We start from the raw sequence: 21,974 nt of genomic DNA on the forward strand, positions 1-21,974 counted from the left end.
CCGCCTCCATCCGATCCGAGCCACGGAATCGCCCCAAGGTTTCACTTTTCCCGAAATACCATTTGTATGTCTTGCTAACAATATTTAGGAATGGCTCAAGTCGTTAGCCCGCGTGCCATCGCGCAGGGCCAGAGCCGGGAAGGCCTGCGGCGGGGAAGAGGAGTTGAGCCTGTGGCAATCAACAACACGATCACGTTCTTTGACTTGCAGCACGCCAGCGGCTGCACGACCAGCCCGTTCGTCTGGGCAACCAAGTACGCGCTCAAGCACAAGGGCTTTGACCTCGACGTGGTCGATGGCGGGTTCATCGGCATCCTGGAACGGACCGGCGGCCGGTCGGAACGCCTGCCGGTCATCGTCGATGATGGGCACTGGGTGCTCGATTCGTGGCTGATCGCCGAATACCTTGACGAGAAGTATCCAGATCGGCCGACGCTGATCGGCGACCCATCGGTCAAGCACCTCGCCCACTTCCTTGAATCGTGGCTATGGAAGACAGCGGTCAGCGTGTGGGCGCGCGCCTTTGCCGTGCAGTACCGTGACCGCTGCTTTGCCCACGACATCCCCTACATCGTCGAATCGCGCCGCCGGATGTGGGGTGCACCGATGGAAGACCTGATCGTCGGGCGCGAGGACAAGCTGGCGCAAGTCTCACCCGAACTCGAACTGCTGCGCGGCGTGCTGCGCGAAACGCCTTGGCTTGGTGGCGAAACCCCGAGCTATGCCGACTATCGCGCGCTCGCTGTCTTCCTGTGGTGCGCCAGTGTTGCAGACACGCCGCCACTGGCCGAGGACGATCCGCTGCGCGATTGGGTCGATCGCGGTTTCGACCTTTATGGCGGGCTTGGCCGCATTCCGGGCATGAGCCCGCTGTTCGGGTTGAAACGGCGCGAGGGCGATCCCGAACCGTTCGCCAAGGGCCCCGCACTTGTTGCCGGACTGGTCAAGCGCAACACCGGCCCCGCTTCCACCGCCGCCGAAACCGCACACATCACAGGCAAGACCAATGCGTAACATCGACTATTTCGACCGTTCGGCCACGCTTTACCCTGACCGCACCGTGCTGGTGGCCGATGGGCGCGACATCAGTTACGCGGAAATGCAGGGACTGACCCACCGCGTCGCCGGGGCGATGCTGGCACAGGGCCTTGCGCATCAGGAAGCGGTTGCGGTGATGAGCCCCAACCATCCCGCGGTACTGACAGCCATGCTTTCGCTGTGGCGCGCCAACGCGGCATGGATTCCTGTCAACACCCGCAACGCTCTGCCCGACAACATCGCCTATCTGACGTACGTGAGGGCGAGTTGGCTGTTCTATCATTCGCACTACAGCGCCGATGCGCTTGAAGTCGCGCGACAGGTGCCGACGATCCACACGCTGATCTGCCTTGACCAGAGCGATGCCGGCAACCCTTCGCTCGATGAGTTCATGCTGCCCGAAGGCTCTCCGCTGGTCCCCGACCTTGGCGACCCCACCGGCAATGGCGAGGAGCTGGCCGCGATCATCGCCACCGGCGGCACCACCGGCCCGGCCAAGGGTGTGCGCGTGCTCAACCGGAGCTGGGGCACGATGCTGGAAACGATCGGCAACGTCATGGCGGTCGAGGGCACGCCAGTGTTTCTGGCGACCGCACCGCTGACCCATGCCGCAGGTCCGTTCACCATGGCCGGGATCGCGATGGGTGGTACCGTGGTCGTGCTGCCCGCGTTTGACGCCGACGAGGTGATGGAGGCCATCGTCAAGTACAAGGTCACGCACACGTTCCTGCCGCCTACGGCGGTCTACACCATGCTCGCCCATCCGCGCGTGCGCGACTGCGACTATTCCTCGCTGCGCTATTTCCTGCTGGCAGGGTCGGCCTGCGCGCCTGAAAAGCTGCGCCAGATGGTCGAGGTGTTCGGGCCGTGCATGTGCCAAAGCTATGGCCAGACCGAGTTCCACCTCGTCGCCACCTGGCTGTCGCCCGAAGTCGTGGCGGCCGCTGCGGCGGGCGATCATCCCGAACGCCTCGCCAGTTGCGGACAGCAATCGTACTCGTGCCGGGTCGAATTGATGGACGACGACGGTAACATCCTGCCCACCGGCGAAGTGGGCGAGATCGTCGGGCGTGGCGGTATCGTTGGCGGCGGCTACTTCGAGCTGCCCGAAATCAGCGAGGAGACATGGGCGCATGGCTGGCACCACACCGGCGACGTCGGCCGACGCGACGAACACGGCTTTTACTACATCGTCGACCGCAAGAAGGACATGATCGTCACCGGCGGGTTCAACGTGTTCTGCACCGAAGTGGAAGCCGCGGTGACCGAATTGCCCGGCATTCTGGAATGCGCGGCCATCGGCATCCCGGATGAAAAGTGGGGTGAAGCAGTCACCGCGCTGGTGGTGATCGATCCGGCCACCGCGCCTTCGGTCGAAGCGATCATCGCCCATGCCAAGGAGCGTCTGGGCAGCGTGAAGGCACCCAAGCACGTGTTCATAAAGGACGCCCTGCCCCGCACTGCCGTCGGCAAGTTCGACAAGAAGACGATGCGCGCAGAGTTCTGGGGCGGACTGGATCGCGCCGTCAACTGATCGCGCTGTTCCCCCAAATGTCCCCTTTCGCCAACTGGCCGATCAGGCGGGGCCGGTCTTGGCGAAGGGGGAGAAGTTGGTGTCGGTGTCGAACACGTCGACCCCTTCGCGGCGCTTGAGGAAGCCGACCACGGCGTAGGTCACCGGAGTCAGTACCACCTCCCACAGCACCTTGAACCCCCAGTTGGTGACCATGACGGTCAGGACCGAGTGGGTGGTCCAGGTGCCAAGGAACGCGATGGGGTAGAACAGGGCGCTGTCGACCGCCTGACCGAACACCGTCGAGCCGACCGTGCGGGTCCACAGGTACTTGCCCTGTGTCAGGATTTTGAGCCGCGCCAGCACGAAGCTGTTGACGAACTCGCCCGCCCAGAACGCGATGACCGACGCGAGCACGATCCGCCAGGTGCTGCCGAACACCGAGACGTAGGTCGTCTGGCAAACGGCGCCCGGCGATGTCGCCTTGACCACGTCGGCGAACAATGGGTCGCCGCTTGATGCGCAGCCCCAGGTCGCCGACGGCGGCATCGCCACGACCACAAAGCTCATGAACGCCATGAACAGCAGGGCAAAGAAGCCGACCCACACGCAACGGCGCGCGTGGGCATAGCCATAGACCTCGGTCAGCACGTCGCCCAGTACATAGGACACCGGAAAGAACAGGATGCCCGCGCCAAAGGTGTATCCACCGACACTGGTCAGCTTGGACGCACCGATCAGGTTCGACAGCAACAGGATGCCGACGAACGCTGCCATCATGTAGTCGAAATAGCGGAAATGCCGCCGCGCACCATCTGAGCCGGCAATGCGCGACAGGGTATGGATGTGGTCTGGGGTCGGTTCGGTCATGACACTTGCTAACGCGATTTGCATGCCGCGCAAAGCCGCCTTATGGGGATTTTCGGTTGCGCGCCCTTAGCTCAGCTGGATAGAGCACCCGCCTTCTAAGCGGGTGGTCGCAGGTTCAAGTCCTGCAGGGCGCGCCACCTTCCTGCCACCGCACCTGCCCCTGAAACTGGGCCCTGACCTGAAAGCTGGCCTCTTGACCGATGTGACCGCGCCGTTGCCACTTGCCGACCAACCACCCTTTGCCGGAAACTTGCGCCAGATTGCCGAGGGCGAATGGACCGGATGGTGGAAGTGGAACGGCACCGACCCGTTCGAGGACGCCACCGGACCCTATTACGTCCGGCGCGATGAACAAGGCATCGTCTGCGGTTTTCGGCCCGGCCCCAATAATCGCAACGGCCATGGCATGATCCACGGCGGCAGCCTGATGACCTTTGCCGATTTCAGCCTGTTCATGATCGCAGGCTCGGGCGGCACCGAAATGCACGGCGTGACCGTGACGATGAATTGCGAATTCGTCGGCCCGGCTCAGGCGGGCGAGCTTTTGCTGGCGCGCGGCGATCTGGTACGCGGCGGACGCAGCGTTGTTTTCGCGCGCGGGACGATAACGACCGAATCGGGTGTTTCGGTACTCGCCTTCTCGGGCACGCTGAAGCGCTTTTCCGAGCGTGGATGAGCACAAGCGCCAACCGGAGCGCGGGCGGACATCGCCCGCGCCCGGCAGTCGAATCAGCCGACCCGCGTTCCGTTGAGCGGAAAGCTGCCGAAAGCGCCGGCGGTGATGGTACCGCTGATGGTATCGCCATCGATCGTGGCCTTGCCATCCAGCTTCATCGGCAGCGGCACGGTGACCTGCACGCTCCACGCGATGGTGTTGCCATCGACGGTGCCGTCGCTGATCGCCTGCGTGCCCATCGGCCCGGCATTGCTGCCGGTAAAGGTTGCCCCGTCAGCAACGACCGTAAGGGTCGACTTCTGATCGCCCATCGGGGTTTTCGCCACGACTTCGTAAGTACCTGATACGGACATTTCACTCTCCCATGATGTTTCCGGTCTGCATCCTCTGGATTGCCTACATTGATGTCAATAGCGTTACGGATCCGACTTGGCTTGACGCTGCGACAAGCCCGGCCGACAAGCCGCTGATGGTCCGACAGCGACACCTATCCGATGGAGCACTACGCGGATGAATTCAGGCGACTCGGTCTCGATCCTGCATGATGGCTTCCTCTTGCTGGGATTTGCGCTGATCTTCGTGCTGGTGTTCCGTCGGCTGGGCCTTGGCGCCACGCTTGGCTACTTGCTGGCGGGCGCTGTCGTCGGGCCGCATGTGCTGGGTCTGGTCGGCGAGGCCGAGCAGAAAATGGGCGTGGGCGAGATCGGCATCACGCTGCTGCTGTTCCTTGTCGGGCTGGAACTTGATCCGTCGCGGCTATGGCGAATGAAGAAGGACATCCTCGGCCTTGGCCTGTTGCAGGTGACGCTGTGCGGATTGGCGGTGGCCGGCGCGGTCTGGCTGACCACCGGGTTCACCGTAGCTGCCGCGATCGTGCTGGGCTTGCCGCTGGCGCTGTCCTCGACCGCGCAGGTGCTGCCGATGCTGCAATCTTCGGGGCGGATGCGGACCCGCTTTGGCGAGCGCGCCTTTGCCATCCTGCTGTTTCAGGACTTGTCGATCATCCCGCTGATCACGATCACCACCGCGCTCAGCCGCAACCCGGCTGACGCCGGAGGCCCGCCGGGCTGGTTGTTGGCGCTGGAAACGCTGGGCGCGGTGCTGGGGTTGGTACTGGCGGGACGCTTCGTGATCCGGCCGCTGTTCCGCCTGATCGGCAACTTGGGCGAGCGCGAGATGTTCGTGGTCGCCGCGCTGTTCACCGTGATGGCCTCGGCCGGATTGATGGAGGCGCTGGGGCTGTCGACGGCCCTTGGCGCATTCGTGGCCGGGGTCATGCTGGCCGACACGCCCTATCGCCACGAACTCGAAGCCGACGTGGAACCGTTCCGTTCGATCCTGCTCGGCCTGTTCTTCCTGACCGTGGGCATGATGCTCGATCTGGGCGCGATCGCGCGCGATCCGCTGTTCGTGGTCGGCATGGCCGCGCTGCTGATCACGGTAAAGGCGCTGGTGATGTTCGGCATTGCCCGGCTTTCGGGGATGGGCTGGCGCGCCGCGATGGCACTTGGCTTGCTGCTGAGTCAGGGCGGCGAGTTCGGCTTCGTGCTCTTTGCGCAGGCGGCACACGCCTTGTTGATCGCCCCGCAGGCCGCAAGTCTGTTCGGCGCGGTCGTCACGCTGTCGATGGCGACCACGCCGTTCCTGATGACCGCCACGCGCCGTTTCCGCGAAGAACCGCAGCGTCCGGGCGAGGAGCGCGAGGCTCCCGGCGGTGACTGTGCCAACGCACTGATCGTAGGCTACGGCCGTTTCGGGCAGGCGGCGGGTCAGATGCTGCTGGCCAGCGGCATCGCGGTGACGCTGATCGACCGCGATGTCGAAATGATCGACGCAGCCGCTACCTTCGGCTCAAAGGTCTATTTCGGCGATGGCACCCGGCTCGACATGCTGCGTCAAGCCGGTGCTGCCGAGGCCGAGATGATCCTGTTCTGCATCGATGGCGATCAGGTCGAACCCGCCCTGCTCGACGCGGTGCACGAGGCATTTCCCCAAGCCTCGATCTATGTGCGGGTGTTCGACCGGCGCGGGATGATCAAGCTGGAAACCGGGCCCGCCACGCTGGTCGTGCGCGAAACCATGGAATCGGCAATCGCCCTTGCTCGCGGAGCCCTCGCCGGTGCGGGGGTCAGCCAGGAGGCGATCAACCGCGCCGAAACGCTGTTCCGCGCGCGCGATCGTGAAAGGCTGGATCTGCAAATCGAGAGCGGTGACATCCGCACCGCGCGCGACCGCATCATCACCGAAGCCGTTCCCGTCGAGACGGCCGAGCCCGGCTGACCCAGGCTTGATGCTGATGCATGGACATTCCCATGCAGGTGCATCGGCGCTTCGATGCAGGTGCATTGTTGGCCTGCCACCATTTGGTTAACGCATGCACCGGCATCAACCGGAATTGCCCCCTTGCGCACCGCCGCTACCCTGTTGCGCATGATCAAACCAGCCGCCATCACGGTCCTTGCCTGGGATCGCCTGCTCACCGCCGGGCGCGAGGCGACCCGCGCCGTCCGCCGCGAATTGCGCCGCGCCGGGCTCCCCCCGCTCGAATGGTACGATGTGCTGCTTGAGGTGGAACGGCGCGGACCCAGCCGTCCGCGCGATCTGCAGCGCTGGCTGGGGATCGAGCAATACAACCTGTCGCGCCTGCTCACGCGCATGGAGCGCGCCGGGCTGGTCCACACCATGACCTGCCCCGGCGACGCCCGCGGACAGATCGTGCAGTTGAGCGACGCCGGTCGCGCCGCCCGCCAGGCGATGTGGCCGGCTTATGCAACGGCGATCCACGGCACGCTTGAACAGCGTCTTGACGATGCCGAACGGATCGCGCTGGCGGGTTTGCTAGCGCGGGTGGCCTGAGCAGATACGGCACTGCGCCGCAGGGTTTAATCGCCTGCTTAAAATCACTTGCCAGACCGTCCGCTTGCCGCTTTGAAAGGGGGAAAGGCGTGTCGCAGGACCGCGCGCTCCGGCAACTGGCAGAGGACAAGCAAGGCCATGACCATCAGCGACAGGACTCCGGTAATCGTCGGCGTCGGCCAGTCGGTCGAACGCATTGAAGCGGCTGATTATCAGGGCGTTTCGGCGGCCGAACTGGCCGCGCGGGCCGCTGATGCGGCGCTGGCCGACAGCGGCGTGGCCGAAATCGCGCGCGGGTTGGTCAAGATTGTCGGCGCGGTGCGCACGTTCGAGGATTCGAACGCCGCCCCCTCCCCTTTCGGCAAACCCGACAAGTTCCCGCTCGCCATAGCCCGTCGGCTTGGCATCACACCATCGCGCGCGGTGCTGGAAAAAGTCGGCGGGCAATCGCCGGTGACGATCCTTGCCGAGATGGGCGACCGCATTCTGGCAGGCGAAAGCGAGGCCGCGCTCGTGTTTGGTGCCGAGGCCATCTCCAGCACCCGCTATCTGTCGGGCAAGGGCGAAGTGCGCGACTGGGCCGAAGCACTCGACGGCGAGATTGACGACCACGGCTTTGGCATGAAGGGCCTGCTCTCGCCGCTCGCCATCGCGCACGGCATCACCGCCCCGCCGATCGCCTATGCCCTGATGGAAAACGCCCGCCGCGCGCGATTGGGGCTCGACAAAGCCAGCTATGCGTTGGCCATGGGTGCGCTGTTTGCGCCGTTCTCTGCGGTTGCGGCAGCTAATCCCTACAGCAGCGCCGCCAGCCAGGCATTGAGCGCCGACGAAATCGCCACCCCCGGCGAGCGCAACCGTCTGGTAACCGATCCCTACACGATCAAGCTTGTCTCACGCGATCAGGTCAATCAGGGCGCGGCCGTGTTGCTGATGAGCGTCGGCGCGGCGCGCGCAGCGGGCATTCCCGAGGACCGCTGGACCTTCGTGCACGCCGCAACCCACGCGCAGGAAAAGGAAGTGCTGGCCCGCCCGGCGCTCGATGCCTATCCCGCCGCCAACGCCGCGATTGCCGAAGCGCTGGCGATTTCGGGCAAGCGGATCGACGCGTTTGCCGCATTCGATTTCTACAGCTGCTTTCCGATCCCGGTGTTCAACGCCGCCATCGAGGGGCTGGGCCTTGCCGCCGATGATCCGCGCGGGCTGACCGTGACCGGCGGCCTGCCGTACTTCGGCGGGGCGGGGAACAACTATTCGATGCATGCCATCGCCAGCATGGTCGACCGGCTGCGCACCGAGGCGCGCGGCAGTTTCGGTCTGGTCGGCGCCAATGGCGGGTTCCAGTCGAAATACGCGGCGCTGGTGCTGTCGGGAACGCCCGCGCCATGGCGGCCGCTGGTGGCAGACCCGATCCAGCAAGCGCTCGATACGGTGGCCGATATCGCACCGGTGGCCGAAGCCAATGGGAACGGCACGATCGAGACTTACACCGTCTGGCGCGCCAAAGGCGTTCCGGCGTCGGCCATCGCGATTGGCCACCTTGCCGACGGTTCGCGCTTTGTCGCCAATGCCGCCGACCCCGAAACCCTTGCCCAAGCGGCCGAGACCGACCCGCTTGGAGCAACCGTCTCGGTGCGATTTGACGGCAAGCGCAACCTGTTCAACTTTGCCGCCTGATACGCCGCCTGATACAAGGAAACGTCGGCCTGCCACCAATGTGCAGGCCGGCGTTCGGATTTCCCGAAACTTGAACGGCGATTACGCGAAGGCAGGCTTCTTCTTGCGCACCAGCGTCTGGGCATTGGTGTATTCAAGCAGACCTTCCAGCCCGCCTTCGACGCCGACGCCCGACTGCTTGACCCCGCCGAACGCGGCCAGCGGCGAGAGGTGCTGCGTCTCGTTCACCCAGACCGTGCCCGACTGGATGCGCTGCGCAAGGTCATAGGCGCGATCCTCGTCAGCCGACCAGATCGACGCGCCGAGGCCATAGTCGGTGGCGTTGGCCTTGGTGATAACGTCGTCGAGATCGTCGAACTTGATCAGCGGCAGCACCGGGCCGAACTGTTCTTCCTGCACGATGCGGCTGTCCTCGGGCGGGTTGTCGAGGATGGTGATCGGCACGAAATAGCCCGGCACGTCTGCCTTTTCGCCGCCAAGCAGGAACTTGTAGCCCTTTTCGCGGGCGTCCTCGATCAGTCCGAGCACGCGTTCGTACTGCGGCTTGTTGTTGATTGGGCCAATCTGCGTGCCCTGCTCGGCACCGTCGCCGACCTTCACCGTCCTGGCATAGGCGACGATGGCATCGCGCAGCGGCTCGTAGATGTCCTTGTGGATATACATGCGCTTGGTCGCGATGCAGATCTGGCCGTTGTTGGTAAAAGCCGCCCAGAACAATTGCTCGGCGATCTTTTCGACATTCACGTCGGGCAGGACGATCGCCGGATCGTTGCCGCCCAGTTCCAGCGTCACGCGCTTGAGCGTGGGCGCGGCCGAGGCCATCACGCGGCGGCCGGTTTGGGTCGACCCGGTGAAGCTGATCTTGTCGAAGCCCGGATGCGCGGTCATCCACGGCCCCAGCGCATCGCCGCCGGTAACCACGTTGAGCACGCCGGCGGGCAGAATGTCCTTGGCCAGTTCGGCAAAGCGCAAAGTGGTCAGCGGCGTGAACGGCGAAGGCTTGAGCACCATGGTGTTGCCCGCCAGCAAGGCCGGCGCGACCTTGAACATCGCCAGAATCATCGGGAAGTTCCACGGCGCGATGGCACCGACCACGCCGAGCGGCACATGGCGGGTGATGCTGATCCGGTCGTCGCTGTCCTCGTTGACCGTTTCGGGCAGATCGAGCGTGGTGTTGGCCTGCAGCCAATAGCCCGCACCCATCACTTCACCGGTGGCTTCGCTATGCGGCTTGCCCTGCTCGCTGGTCAACAGGCGGGCAAAAGCATCGGCATTGCCCCACACCGCATTGGCCAGCGCGACAAGCTTGGCCTTGCGATCGGCAATCGGAGTGGCAGCCCAGCCCGGAAATGCATCGCGCGCGGCGGCAACCGCCGCATCGAGGTCGGCCGGGGTGGCATCGGGAGCCTGCGCAATCACTTCTTCGGTAGCGGGATTGAGAACATCGAACGTAGCGCTGCCAGCGACGAGTTCGCCGCCGATCAACATGCGATAGGGTCCATCAAAAACCATGGTCACTCTCCGGTTGGTATTGGATTGTCGGCGAATTGATCTGAACGTGCGGGAGCCGGAACGGGCCCGGCGCTGACCTTCAGGGAACCAGCACGACCTTGATCACCTCGCCACGCGCTTGCGCCTCGATCGCGGCGTTGATCTCGGCCAGCGGATACGTCCTGATCAGCTTATCGAAGGGGAACAGCCCGGCCGCCTGATAGGCCAGCAGTTCGGGAATGAACGTCTGCGGCTCGCTGTCGCCTTCGATGATGCCCAGAATGCGGTGCCCCGGCGTCATCAGCGCGGCGATGTTCACGCTGAACGATGCGGTCATGTCCTTGGGCACGCCGACAAGGCCGATCACGCCATGCGCGGCCAGATTGGCCAGCCCAGTCTCGATCACGCCGACGTTGCCGGTGGTGTCAAGCGCGGCATCGACGCCCAGTGGCACGATCGCACGGATTGCGGTGCCGACATCGCCGGCTGCCGGATCGATCACATGGGTCGCGCCGATCTCGAGCGCGATTTCGCGCCGCGCGGCCACAGGTTCCACAAGAATGACCTGCGCGGCCTGCGCAATCCGGCCCGCCATCACTGCGGCAAGACCGACAGGGCCGCCACCGAACACGATCAGCGCCGACCCCGCCTTGACCGCCATCGATTTCAGCACCGCGCCCGCGCCGGTCTGGAACCCGCAGCCCAGCGGTCCGAGCAAGGCCAGCGGCAGCGCGGTGTCGCCAACCTTCACGACATTGCGCGCGCGGGTGACCGCCAGTGTCGCAAACGAGGACTGGCCGAAGAAATGCGACGACAGCCGCGCACCATCAACCGTGTGCCCGCTCGTCCCATCCTCAAGCCGGAAGCCCGCATAGTTCAGGGGCACGAAGTTGACGCAGTAGCTGGGCAAGTGCTCGTCGCAGCGGGGGCAGCCGCCGCAACTGGAAAACCCGAGCACGACCTGATCGCCGACCGCCAGACCTTCTACACCCTCGCCGATCGCCTCGATCACCCCGGCGCCTTCGTGGCCGAGCACAGCGGGCTTGGCAAAGGCATCGAACTGATCCCGAAACACCAGATCGGTATGGCACACGCCGACACCGGCAATCCGCACCAGCACTTCACCAGCGCGCGGACCATCGACGGTCACCTGCTCGATGGTAAAGGGGGCGTTGGCGCTTCGGGCAACGGCAGCGGTGGTGGTCGGGGTCATCATCGGAGCCTTCTTGCCAACAATCCTCAAAAGCGGTCGCCGCCGCCCCTAGGGAAAGGCCATATCGCCAAGCGGACGCGACGTCCAACCAATTTAGTCGATCGATTAAAATCAGCAAGGCCGCGCACGAACCGCTCAGCGCGCCTGGTGCACCGGGTAGCCGGTCATCCGCTTGATCTGCCGGAGCGAAAAGCTTGAGCGCATGGCCGAAACCCCCGGCAACCGCGCCAGACAATCGCGATGGATGCTGTCGTAATGGACGAGATCGGCGGCTGCGACGCGCAACAGATAGTCAGCGCTGCCGCTCATCAGGTGGCATTCCAGAATGTCGTCGAAATCGCCGACTGCGCGTTCGAACCGGTCCATGGCCTCACGGCTTTGGCTGTTGAGCGTGATCTCGACGAAGACTTCCATCGCCAGACCCAGCCGACGCGGATCAAGCCGGGCGGCATATCCGGCAATCGCCCCCTGCTCCTCCAGCGCCTTGACCCGGCGGTGACAGGCCGAGGTTGACAGCGATACCGCCTCGGCGAGTTCGGCGATGGGGCGCGACGAATCGCGCTGCAGCGCGGCAAGCAGGTTGCGATCGGTGCGATCCATGGGATTATTTCCTGACAATGATGCAAAATTCAGGATAAACTTGTCACACACGTGCCTACAAGGACAAAAATCGGTAAGACATTGCAACCGCCCGGGCCTATCCTGTGATCACAAACAGTTCAGGAGACAGATCATGCGCGTCGGCACCGTCACCGAAATCAAGAACCACGAATATCGCGTCGGCCTCACGCCCGAGAGCGCGCGTGAACTTGTCGCGCATGGCCATGAAGTGTGGGTCCAGACCGGCGCTGGCCTTGGCATCGGCGCGGCCGACAGCGCTTACGAGGCCGCAGGCGCGGTGATCAAGCCCGATGCGGCGACGATCTTTGCCGGTGCCGAGATGATCGTGAAGGTCAAGGAGCCGCAGGCGGTCGAGCGCGCGCAACTGCGCGAAGGTCAGGTGCTCTATACTTACCTGCACCTGGCGCCCGATCCGGAACAGACCGCCGATCTCGTCAAGTCGGGCGTGACCGCGATCGCTTATGAAACCGTGACGGGGGCGGGCAATGCCCTGCCGCTGCTCAAGCCGATGAGCCAGGTCGCCGGACGCATGGCGATCCAGGCCGGTGCCACCGCACTGGAAAAGGCCCACGGCGGGCGCGGCGTGCTGCTGGGCGGCGTGCCGGGCGTTGCGCCGGGCAAGGTCGTGGTGATCGGCGGCGGTGTCGTCGGCTTCAACGCGGCGCAGATGGCGGTCGGCCTTGGCGCCGACGTGACCATTCTCGACCGCGACCCGGCCGTGCTCGAACGGCTTGACGCGCACTTCGAAGGCCGCGCGCGCACGCTCTATTCGGGCCGCGCCACGCTGGCCGAACAGGTTGCCGACGCCGACCTCGTGATCGGCGCGGTGCTGATCCCCGGCGCGGCCGCCCCCAAGCTGGTCACCCGCGCGATGCTCTCGACGATGCGCCCCGGCGCGGTACTGGTCGACGTTGCGATCGATCAGGGCGGTTGCTTTGAAACGAGCCATGCCACGACCCATGCCGAACCCACCTTCGTGGTCGATGGCGTGGTCCACTACTGCGTTGCCAACATGCCGGGCGGCGTCGCCCGCACCAGCACCTATGCGTTCAACAACGTGACGCTGCCTTATGCGCTGCGCATTGCCGATCTGGGCTGGAAGGCCGCGCTGAAGGCCGATGCCCACCTCGCCAACGGGCTGAACGTGCACGCCGGCAAGGTCACGTATGAAGCTGTGGCCACCGAGCTCGGTTACGCCTACACCCCGCTTGCCGACGTGCTTGCCTGACGAGACGAGCAGAGCGACAGCAAGATTGGCGGCCGGGGTGGCTAGACCCCGGCCGCCATTTTTTCGTCAGTTTGCAGCACTACCCGCCGCAAACGCCGTGTCATAGGCTTCGCTCAGTTCCATCCAGGTCGCTTCGAGCGCTTCCAGTTCACTGGCCAACTGGCCGCGCCGCCGCGCCAGTTCGCCCATGTTCAGCTTGGCGAGGTCAGGCTTGGCCCGTGCCGGTTCGGCCATGGCGATATCGTGGTCCTTGATCTGCGCGGTCAGCTTCACGATCTTGCCCTCGGCGTCGATCACCTTTTTCTTCTGGCCTTTGAGCTGTTCGCGCAGGGCGGCGCTTGCCTTGCGGTCCAACTTGCCATTGCCGCCCTTGCCCTTGGTATCGGTGTCGCCAGAGCCTGACTGGCCCGCGTCCTTCGGCTGGTTGCGACCGAGCACGAAGTCGATGTAATCCTCCATCGACCCGTCATAGGGCTGCGCGGTACCATCATCGACCAGCACCAGCCGGTCGGCGGTCAATTCCACCATGTGCCGGTCGTGGCTGATCAGGATCACCGCGCCGCTATAGGCGTTGAGCGCCTGCACCAGCGCCTCACGCGCGTCGACGTCAAGGTGGTTGGTCGGCTCGTCGAGGATCAGCAGGTGCGGCGCGTCGCGGGTGACCAGCGCCAGCGCCAGCCGCGCCCGCTCACCGCCCGAAAGCGTGCCGACTTGCGCGGTCGCGCGGTTGCCCGAAAAGCCGAAGCGGCCCAGTTGCGCGCGCACCGCGCCGGGGGTCTTGCCCTGCATGGCGCGGGTCATGTGTTCCAGCGGGCTGTCATCGCCCGCCAGTTCCTCAACCTGATACTGGGTGAAGTAGCCGACGTTGAGCTTGCCCGATGCCGACATCGCGCCAGCCATCGCGGGCAATTGCGCCGCCAACAGCCGGGCCAGCGTGGTCTTGCCGTTGCCGTTGCGGCCCAGCAACGCGATCCGGTCATCGGGATCGATGCGCAAGTTCAGCCGCTTGAGGATCGGCGTATCGCCATAGCCGACGCTGGCAAGGTCAAGCGTGATCAGCGGCGGGCGCAGTTCTTCCGGGTTGGGGAAGTCGAAGCTGAGCGTCGGATCTTCGAGCATGCCCACCACCGGCTGCATCCGCGCCAGCATCTTGGCGCGCGATTGCGCCTGCTTGGCGGTGGAAGCACGGGCGCTGTTGCGCGCGACATAGTCCTTGAGCTTGGCCATCTGCGTTTCCTGCGCGGCCTTGGCGGCGGCAACTTGCGCCGCGCGTTCTGCCCGCTGGCGCTCGAACCGGTCATAGTTGCCGGGATAGAGCGTCAGCTTGCCGCCCTGCAGGTGCAGGATGTGATCGACCACGTTGTTGAGCAGGTCGCGTTCGTGGCTGATGATGATCAGTGTGGCGGGATAGCCCTTGAGGAAGTTTTCCAGCCACAGCACCGCTTCAAGGTCGAGGTGGTTCGACGGTTCGTCGAGCAGCAGCACGTCGGGCGCGGAAAACAGCAGCGCGGCCAGCGCCACGCGCATCTTCCAGCCACCCGAAAAGCTGTCGAGCGGGCGGGCCTGCGCTTCTTCATCGAAGCCCAGACCGACCAGAATGCGCGCCGCGCGCGCCGGTGCGGTATAGGCGTCGATGGCGATCAGGCGGTCATGCAGATCGCCCAGTCGGTTCGGATCGACGCAAGTCTCGGATTCTTCCATCAGCGCGGTCCGCTCGGTGTCGGCGGCCAGCACGGTTTCGAACGGGGTCGCGGTGCCGCTGGGCGCTTCCTGCGCGATATAGCCCAGACGCAGCCCGCGCGGCATGTCGATGCTGCCAAGGTCGGGCTCAAGCTCGCCGATGATCGCCTTGACCAGCGTCGACTTGCCCGCGCCGTTACGGCCGATCAGCCCGACCTTGCCGCGGGGAGGAATGGCCGCAGTTGCGCCCGCCAGAATGTCGCGCCCGCCAAGGCGCACGGTGATGTCCGAAATTGTCAGCATGGCGGCCCCCTAGCAGGGGTGACGCAGAAACCCAACGCCTTGGTTGCAGGTCATGGCGATCAACCCGCGGCCGCCGTCTCACGCGGGAGGATCAGGTTGAGCAGCACCGCGATGAACGCCACCGGCAGCACGCCCGAGGTCATCAGGATGCGCGCGGTCTCGGGCAGATGGCCGACCGCGGCGGGTTCAAGCTGCAAACCCAGCGCGACCGACAGCGATACACCGAAGATCAGCATGTTGCGCTGGTTCCACTCGACGCCCGAAAGCATCGCCACGGCAGCCGACGCGACCATGCCGAACATCACGATGACCCCGCCGCCCAGCACCTCGATGGGGATCGTCGTCACGGCCGCCCCGACCTTGGGCACGAAGCCGCACAGCACCAGCAGCAACGCGCCCAGCGTCACGACATGGCGGCTCATCACTCCGGTGATCGCGATCAGCCCGACGTTCTGGCTGAAAGTCGTGTTGGGTAGCGCCCCGAAGATGGCTGAAAGCGCGGTGCCGACGCCATCGGCGCCGACCGCGCCGGTCAGTTCGCGGTCCGTCGCGCGGCGGCCGGCCGTCCCTTCGCAGATCGCTTCAACGTCGCCGATCGATTCGATCGACGAGACGAAGCCGGTCAGCACAAAGCCCAGCACCGCCGAGACCGACAGCGCAAAGCCGAAGTGGAAGGGCTGCGGCACCACCACCCAGCCTGCGCCGGAAACGGCGGCAAACGACACCCGGCCCATCGCCAGCGCCACGCCGTACCCCGCCAACAGGCCGAGCAGGACCGATGCGGTCGACCAGATGCCGCGCGCAAAGAACTTGAGCCCCAGCGTCGCCACCACCACCGTGCCCGCCAGCAGCCAGCTCGTCCCCGATCCGAAGGCAGGCGTGCCGATGGCGGTGACGCCGCCTGCCGAATACTGGATGCCGATCTTCATCAGCGACAGCCCGATCATCAGCACGACCGACCCGGTGATCAGCGGCGGCAGCGCAAAGCGTATCCGCCCGACGAAAGTGCTGAGCGTGGCGTGAACCAGCCCGCAGATCAGCGCCGCCGTGGCCAGCGCCGCCATCGCTTCCACACCCTTGCCCGCCACGATCGGGATCATGATCGGAATGTAGGCAAAGCTCGTGCCCTGCACCAGCGGCAGCCGCGCGCCAATCGGCCCCAACCCGACCGTCTGCAACAGCGTGGCGATGCCGGCGAACAGCATCGCCATCTGGATCATGTAGATCATCGGCGAAGGATCGGCCGAGCCATAGCCAAAGCCCGCGGCCCCCGCGACGATGATCGGCGGGGCAAGGTTGGACACGAACATCGCCAGCACATGCTGGATGCCCAGCGGGATCGCCGTGGCAAAACCCGGAAAGTAATCCGGATCGCGCGCCTGTTCGGGCGTCATCAATCCGCGCCGGATCGCGGGCGCGTCGGCAACCGGAACGGCGACTGGATCGGCGACTGGATCGGCAACGGCAGCGGCAACGGCGGTCATCGGCATCTCCGGCGGGGCTTGGCGGGGTTCAGGCGCGCTCCATCAGGCGCTCTCCATGAGGTAGGCGAGCGAGGCGCGGGCGGCGTGTTTGACCTCGGCGCGGGGCACTTGCACCAGTTCGCCATCGCGCACGATCGCGCGGCCCTCGACATAGACGTCGCGCGGGCCAGCAGGCGGCGCCAGCACCAGCGCGGCGACCGGATCCCAACTGCCCAGCGTGGCAACTTCGTCGACCGGCCAGATCACGAAGTCGGCGCGGCGCCCACGTTCGAGCACGCCGCAATCCTGCCGACCAAGCAGTTCCGCGCCACCGCGCGTGGCCATGCGCAAGGCCGCGCGTGGATCGAATGCCTCCGCCCCGCCGATCACGCGCTGCAACAGCATCGCCTGCCGCGCTTCGTTGAGCAGGTGGCCACTGTCGTTCGATGCCGATCCATCGACACCGAGCCCCACCGGCACCCCGGCCGCCAGCATCTGCCGCACCGGCGCAATGCCCGAGCCCAACCGGCAGTTCGAGCAGGGACAATGCGCCACGCCGGTGCGGGTCTGCGCGAAAAGTTCGATCTCTGCCGCGTCAAGCTGGACGCAGTGGGCATGCCACACATCGGGTCCGACCCACCCCAGTTCCTGCGCATACTGGCCGGGACGACACCCGAACCGTTCAAGGCTGAACGCCACATCGTCGGCATCCTCGGCCAGATGGGTGTGCAGCATCACCCCCTTGTCGCGCGCCAGCAGCGCCGCATCGCGCATCAGTTCGCGGCTGACCGAGAACGGCGAACACGGCGCCACCCCGATCCGCACCATCGCCCCGTCGGCAGGATCATGAAACGCATCGATCACGCGGATGCAGTCGTTGAGGATCGCGTCCTCGCGCTCGACCACGCTGTCAGGCGGCAGGCCGCCTGCGCTCTCGCCCACGCTCATGCTGCCGCGCGTGGCGTGGAAGCGGATGCCCAGCCCTTGCGCGGCGGCGATCGTATCCTCAAGCCGCACGCCGTCGGGGTAGATGTAGAAGTGGTCGCTCGACAACGTGCAGCCCGACAGCGCCAGTTCGGCCAGCCCCAACTGCGTGGCCGCAAAGACATCCTCGGGCCGATAGCGCGCCCAGATCGGGTAGAGCCGTTTGAGCCACCCGAACAGCGAAGTGTTGATCGCACCGGGCAAGGCGCGGGTCAGCGACTGATACAGGTGGTGATGCGTGTTGACCAGGCCGGGCGTGATCACTCCGCCGCGCGCGTCGATCACCGTATCGGCGACATCGCGCAGTGCGGCAAGTTCAGCCTGACTGCCGACCGCCAGCAGTACCCCGTCGCGAAAGGCAAGCGCGCCGTCCACATACTCGCGGTCGGCATTGTCCATCGTCACGAGCGCGCTTGCCCCGGTGACAAGCGTCAGCGTCATTTGGGTGGCACCGCTTTATACTGCGGCCAATGCGCCAGCAGTTCGTCGATCACTTTCGATCCGACGGTGTACAGGTTTTCAAGCGCGGCTTTCATCCCGGCATACCCCTGATTTTCGCGCAGCAGATAAGCAGCCGCGTCCTCTCCAGCAGGAGGCATGGTATAATTACTTGCACCGCGCAACACCAATACCCGGTTGCGATCGACCCGTCCGGCGCGCGCCAAGAACTCGATCGATTGAAATGTGCCGGTTTCTTCCATCGCGGAGGTGACAAATTCACCTTTGCCATGGGTCCAGAACTTGACCCAGTCATTGGCCCATGCGTTCATTTTGGCGCCGTGCCAGAACGTCATCGCTGCCAGATTGTCGCCCTTGAGCACGAACGGCGGGCGCTGCCCTTGCGGTGTGGCGGTGTAACCGGCGCGCGCGGCGGCAAGTCCCGCGTCATCGGGTAGCGCAATGTCCTTGGTCAGCGCAAAGGCCCAGTCCGCCAAGGCTCCATTGAGTTCGAAGGCTTCGCCATTGATCGAAGGGTCGAGCGGGGTCGGGTCTTGCGGGCCTTTGCTGTGCAAGGCGAAATAGCCGTATTTCCAGTCGGGTGGCGTCTCTCGCGGGTCGATCTCGTGCGCCAGATCGCCATCGACCAGATAGTGCGCCCAGGCGGTGGAACCGACCGAAGCATCGGCCGGATCGACCCCCGCTATCCCGGCGACCAGCCAATAGGCCTTGCGCAGATCGAAGCGGCTGTCGAGCCCCAGCGCCAGCGTGGATGTGGCCGAACGGATCGAGCCCATGCCGGTGACGATGCCCAGCACTTGCGTGGCCGGGTTGTAGCGAATGTCGTGATAGGCCTGCGGATTGGCGAAGCGCACCGACAGATTGCGCCGCTCGTTCCACAACTGGAATTCGCCCGGCGCATCGCCGCTGTCCTTGCCGATCTCGAACATCGTGACGATCACGACCTTGACCGGCAGCGCCACCGGGCACGGCGCGGCGGGCTTGCAGGCGAGCGCGGTGGCCAGCGCGGACGTCGGTCTGGCCTGCGCGGCCGGGGAAATCAGCAAACCTGCAAGGAGCGCAATCAGGAACGGACGGATCATGCGCTTTCCTGCATTTGGAAGTGGGCCGGGAGCGGCAATCGCTGCCCCCGGCCCCCTTTGCATCAGAACTTGTACTGAACGGTCGCCTGGAAGCTGCGCGGAAGCTGCGGCAGGGCGATATCGGCCCCGAACAGATCCTGACCACCTGCACGGAAGTACCGGGCATTGTTGACGTTCTTGACAACCGCGCGGAACAGCCACGGCCCCTTGGTGTACGAACCGCCCAGGTTGAGCAGGGTGTACGCGGGCAACCGGACTTTCTGGTTGTAGCCTGTGAAAACCGCATCGACGTGGCTGATATCGCCGTTGAGCGCGATGCCGTTGTCGAACGCATACGTGGCCGTTGCCGACACCACGTTGTGCGGAATGCCCGGACGACGTGCCTGCGAATTGGTCGTCGGATAGACGTTGCCGATCTGGCTACCGCCAAGGAACAGCGACGGCGTGGTGACGTTCACCAGATCGCCGATGCCGAAGTAGTTGAAGTAGCCATTCCCGGTCAGCCCGCCGTCGAGCGCTGCCGCGTTGACCACGTCGATGTAGGTATAGTTGGCCGACACCAGCAGATGACGATCGACCGACCAGCGCAGTTCGGCCTCGACACCCTTGGTCTTGATCACCTGGTTGGTCAGCGGGCTGTCCGACACCACGTCGGTGCGTTCCTGCTTGTAGACCGAGATCGAGGTATAGAGCCGCTTGTTGAGGAACTCACCCTTCAGCCCGGCTTCGTACAGACGCGAGGCCGAAAGGAAGCTGCCCCCGGCGATCGCGCCCGGCTGGACCTCGGCGCCTTCACCGGCGACGACCGTGGTCTGACGCGAGGCCGTGAAGTACGGGACGATGCCCAGTTCGGTCTTGTACGAAATGCTGCCGTTCCACGACAGCGCGCTCTTGCTGCCGCTGGCGCTGACGTTGGGGCCCGTGGGGCGGCCGGTCGGATCGTACTTTTCGACGATCGCGGACGACTTGACCTTCACGTGATCCCAACGCACGCCGCCGATGATGTCGAGCCCGAAGTTGAAGTCGAGATCGACCAGCCCGGCCAGACCCGCATCAAGGTAGTGACCCCGCAGGTAGTCCGAGTAATCGCAATCGCACTGGGTCGACAACAGGCGGGTCGATGCTGCCGTGTAGCCGGTGGTGATGTCGGGGCGGTTCCAGAATTCAGCACCGAAGTCGTCGGCAAACTTGAAGTGCGTGTACCGCAGCGAAGGCGCTGCCTGCACCGAGATCTTGGCCGCCGAGGTCTGGAACTGGTCCGAAATGACGATCTTGTCTTCCAGCACGTAGGAATCGATCATCTGCGAGAAGCCGTAGAGGTTCTCGTTCAGGTTCTTGGTGCCGTCATAGAAGACCTGATTCTTGATCTCCAGCTTGCCCGCGCCGGTCCAGATCAGGTCGAAGTAGGCGGTCTTCTGGTCGTTGTTCAGCTTGTCGCCAACGCCGGTCAGCGTGTCGCGGCCGCTCAACTTGGTCTTGCCGGGATTGACCAGCGCCAGATCCTTGTAATTCGCCTTGAGGCAGGCATCGGTCCAGCCGGTCGGCCCTGCATTGAACACGCCGCAGCCGAACGAGCCGAAGTTGGTCAGGCCCCGGCCGCCATTGGCCGCATAGACTTCCTCACGCGACAGCTTGCCGTCGTTGTTCTTGTCGAGCGACGTGCTGGCGTTGCCGGTGATGTAGTTGCCGTTGTCGATCAGGTCTTGCGTCAGACGGTTCCAGCCGCCGTTCTGCGTGCCACGGAACTTCTGGTACATGCCGCCGAATTCAACCCGCAGGTTCGGAGTGATATCGGTGTCGAACGCGGCCGAAAGCAGCGTGTTCTTGGTGAAGATGTTGCGGTAATAGCTGCCCGAATCCTCGAACTCGCCATAGAGACTGTAGCCGAATTCGTGGTCGCCGATCTTGCCCGGACCGGTGACGCTGCCCTTGAGCACATTGCGGCCCCAGCTGCCGCCGTCATAGCTGACGAAGCCCTTGGCCTCGGTCGCATACGTGCCGTTGGCGGCACGCGCCGTCTTGGGCACGAAGTTCATGTAGCCGCCGGTCTTGGACGGGCCATAGATCGGCGAGGCGGGACCGCGCACGATGTCGATGCGGTCGGCCGCACCGATCGGGGTCGGGTAGTTGCCGGGGTTTTCCAGCCGCAGCATGCCGCGGAAATAGACTTCGCCGGGGGTGCCGCGAATGTCGAGCGCGCCGCCGGTGCCGAAGAACGAGCTGGTGAACGTGCCCGGAACCTGGCTGACAAGGTCATAGATCTGGGTGATACCGAAGCGTTCAAGCTGTTCGGCGCTGACCGACGAGGCCGAACGCGGCGTTTCAGCCAGCGTCTTGTCGAAGCCGAACACCGAGCCGACGTCCTTGAGCGGCAAGGCCCCGAGCGAGCCGGTGACGACGATTTCCTCGGGCTTGGGCGGAGCGTCGGCCGGGGCTTCCTGCGCCAGCGCGGGCACGCTCAGCGCGGTTCCGGCGAGCAGGGCGAGCGCGACGCGGGTTGCGGACGCAGTTCGAGAATGCAGTCGTTTCATGGTTAAAACCCCCCTGTTGCGGTCGCGACGCCGGTCTGCTGACCTGACGAGCGACGGCTGTGATCCTTTGGTCGGCCCCCTCCCCGGAGTCCCTCACTGACTTCTCAAGCATGGTGCAGCGCAGCGCGGCAATGCGCCAAACTGCGCAAACGTAAAAAGGGTGGGAACAACTCCACCGGAATCGGGCGCGGCAATCGCGTCGGGCGCCGCCCGTTTGCGCCCCGCTCTTTCGGACCCTTCGCCTAAGGACTTGACGGCAAGCGATCAAACGCAATGATTCCGACAGGCT

17 protein-coding genes and 1 tRNA gene are annotated in these 21,974 nt (G+C 64.9%); 8 read left to right on the forward strand and 10 right to left on the reverse strand.

Annotated features, from left to right (window positions below; all coding sequences use genetic code 11):
- Positions 1-171: 171 nt before the first annotated feature.
- Both LDN95_RS01295 and LDN95_RS01300 read left to right on the forward strand, forming a co-directional pair.
- On the forward strand, positions 172-1,014 hold the full coding sequence (locus LDN95_RS01295; protein ID WP_226015812.1) for a beta-etherase: 843 nt from the start codon (positions 172-174) through the stop codon (positions 1,012-1,014).
- A complete protein-coding gene (locus LDN95_RS01300) occupies positions 1,007-2,572 on the forward strand; it encodes an AMP-binding protein (RefSeq protein ID WP_226015813.1) in 1,566 nt (521 codons plus the stop codon). Before LDN95_RS01295 ends, LDN95_RS01300 begins: the two co-directional genes overlap by 8 nt.
- Before the next feature lie 42 nt (positions 2,573-2,614).
- Here LDN95_RS01300 and LDN95_RS01305 read toward each other — a convergent pair whose 3' ends face one another.
- Positions 2,615-3,421 carry a queuosine precursor transporter gene (locus LDN95_RS01305; protein ID WP_226015814.1) on the reverse strand — a complete coding sequence of 269 codons (807 nt, stop codon included), beginning with the start codon at positions 3,419-3,421 and terminating at the stop codon, positions 2,615-2,617.
- A 60-nt stretch (positions 3,422-3,481) separates the two neighbouring features.
- On the opposite strand from LDN95_RS01305, the gene LDN95_RS01310 reads away from it, so the two are divergent.
- Both LDN95_RS01310 and LDN95_RS01315 read left to right on the forward strand, forming a co-directional pair.
- A tRNA-Arg gene (locus tag LDN95_RS01310) sits at positions 3,482-3,558 on the forward strand.
- A gap of 65 nt (positions 3,559-3,623) precedes the next feature.
- Positions 3,624-4,097: a PaaI family thioesterase gene (locus LDN95_RS01315; RefSeq protein ID WP_226015913.1), complete on the forward strand. Its 474-nt coding sequence runs from the start codon at positions 3,624-3,626 to the stop codon at positions 4,095-4,097.
- 53 nt (positions 4,098-4,150) lie between these two features.
- Here LDN95_RS01315 and LDN95_RS01320 read toward each other — a convergent pair whose 3' ends face one another.
- The gene (locus LDN95_RS01320; RefSeq protein WP_226015815.1) at positions 4,151-4,450 is read right to left on the reverse strand and encodes a hypothetical protein; all 300 of its coding nucleotides are present in this window, start codon (positions 4,448-4,450) and stop codon (positions 4,151-4,153) included.
- A gap of 157 nt (positions 4,451-4,607) precedes the next feature.
- Here LDN95_RS01320 and LDN95_RS01325 point away from each other — a divergent pair, with 157 nt between their 5' ends.
- From LDN95_RS01325 to LDN95_RS01335, 3 genes are all read left to right on the forward strand, one after another.
- On the forward strand, positions 4,608-6,377 hold the full coding sequence (locus LDN95_RS01325) for a cation:proton antiporter (RefSeq protein ID WP_226015816.1): 1,770 nt from the start codon (positions 4,608-4,610) through the stop codon (positions 6,375-6,377).
- Between the two features lie 150 nt (positions 6,378-6,527).
- Positions 6,528-6,953, forward strand: coding sequence for a MarR family winged helix-turn-helix transcriptional regulator (locus LDN95_RS01330; RefSeq protein ID WP_226015817.1), 426 nt, complete (start codon positions 6,528-6,530; stop codon positions 6,951-6,953).
- A gap of 138 nt (positions 6,954-7,091) precedes the next feature.
- Positions 7,092-8,630 carry an acetyl-CoA acetyltransferase gene (locus LDN95_RS01335; protein WP_226015818.1) on the forward strand — a complete coding sequence of 513 codons (1,539 nt, stop codon included), beginning with the start codon at positions 7,092-7,094 and terminating at the stop codon, positions 8,628-8,630.
- Between the two features lie 81 nt (positions 8,631-8,711).
- On the opposite strand, the gene LDN95_RS01340 is transcribed toward LDN95_RS01335, so the two are convergent.
- The 3 genes from LDN95_RS01340 to LDN95_RS01350 all read right to left on the reverse strand — a co-directional run bounded on the left by LDN95_RS01340 (position 8,712) and on the right by LDN95_RS01350 (position 11,934).
- Positions 8,712-10,142: an aldehyde dehydrogenase family protein gene (locus tag LDN95_RS01340; protein WP_226015819.1), complete on the reverse strand. Its 1,431-nt coding sequence runs from the start codon at positions 10,140-10,142 to the stop codon at positions 8,712-8,714.
- 79 nt (positions 10,143-10,221) lie between these two features.
- A complete protein-coding gene (locus LDN95_RS01345) occupies positions 10,222-11,334 on the reverse strand; it encodes an NAD(P)-dependent alcohol dehydrogenase (protein WP_226015820.1) in 1,113 nt (370 codons plus the stop codon).
- A gap of 135 nt (positions 11,335-11,469) precedes the next feature.
- Positions 11,470-11,934 (reverse strand): Lrp/AsnC family transcriptional regulator, encoded by a 465-nt coding sequence (locus LDN95_RS01350; protein WP_226015821.1) that lies wholly within the window; start codon positions 11,932-11,934, stop codon positions 11,470-11,472.
- A 133-nt stretch (positions 11,935-12,067) separates the two neighbouring features.
- Between LDN95_RS01350 and ald the strand changes: the two genes are divergently transcribed.
- Positions 12,068-13,183: an alanine dehydrogenase gene (gene ald, locus LDN95_RS01355; RefSeq protein ID WP_226015822.1), complete on the forward strand. Its 1,116-nt coding sequence runs from the start codon at positions 12,068-12,070 to the stop codon at positions 13,181-13,183.
- 66 nt (positions 13,184-13,249) lie between these two features.
- Here the strand turns inward: ald and LDN95_RS01360 are convergent, their stop codons facing one another.
- The 5 genes from LDN95_RS01360 to LDN95_RS01380 all read right to left on the reverse strand — a co-directional run bounded on the left by LDN95_RS01360 (position 13,250) and on the right by LDN95_RS01380 (position 21,685).
- Positions 13,250-15,166, reverse strand: a complete 1,917-nt coding sequence (locus LDN95_RS01360; RefSeq protein WP_226015823.1) for an ABC-F family ATP-binding cassette domain-containing protein — start codon at positions 15,164-15,166, stop codon at positions 13,250-13,252.
- Positions 15,167-15,225: 59 nt separating this feature from the next.
- The gene (locus LDN95_RS01365; protein ID WP_226015824.1) at positions 15,226-16,650 is read right to left on the reverse strand and encodes a uracil-xanthine permease family protein; all 1,425 of its coding nucleotides are present in this window, start codon (positions 16,648-16,650) and stop codon (positions 15,226-15,228) included.
- A gap of 42 nt (positions 16,651-16,692) precedes the next feature.
- Positions 16,693-18,054, reverse strand: coding sequence for an 8-oxoguanine deaminase (locus LDN95_RS01370; RefSeq protein WP_226015825.1), 1,362 nt, complete (start codon positions 18,052-18,054; stop codon positions 16,693-16,695).
- Positions 18,051-19,154 carry a purine nucleoside permease gene (locus tag LDN95_RS01375; RefSeq protein ID WP_226015826.1) on the reverse strand — a complete coding sequence of 368 codons (1,104 nt, stop codon included), beginning with the start codon at positions 19,152-19,154 and terminating at the stop codon, positions 18,051-18,053. Before LDN95_RS01375 ends, LDN95_RS01370 begins: the two co-directional genes overlap by 4 nt.
- 62 nt (positions 19,155-19,216) lie before the next feature.
- Entirely contained in the window at positions 19,217-21,685 is a 2,469-nt protein-coding gene (locus LDN95_RS01380; protein ID WP_226015827.1) for a TonB-dependent siderophore receptor, read from the reverse strand.
- Positions 21,686-21,974 lie beyond the last annotated feature (289 nt).

The organism is Novosphingobium sp. FKTRR1 (genome assembly GCF_020404405.1).
Taxonomy (GTDB): Bacteria; Pseudomonadota; Alphaproteobacteria; order Sphingomonadales; family Sphingomonadaceae; genus Novosphingobium.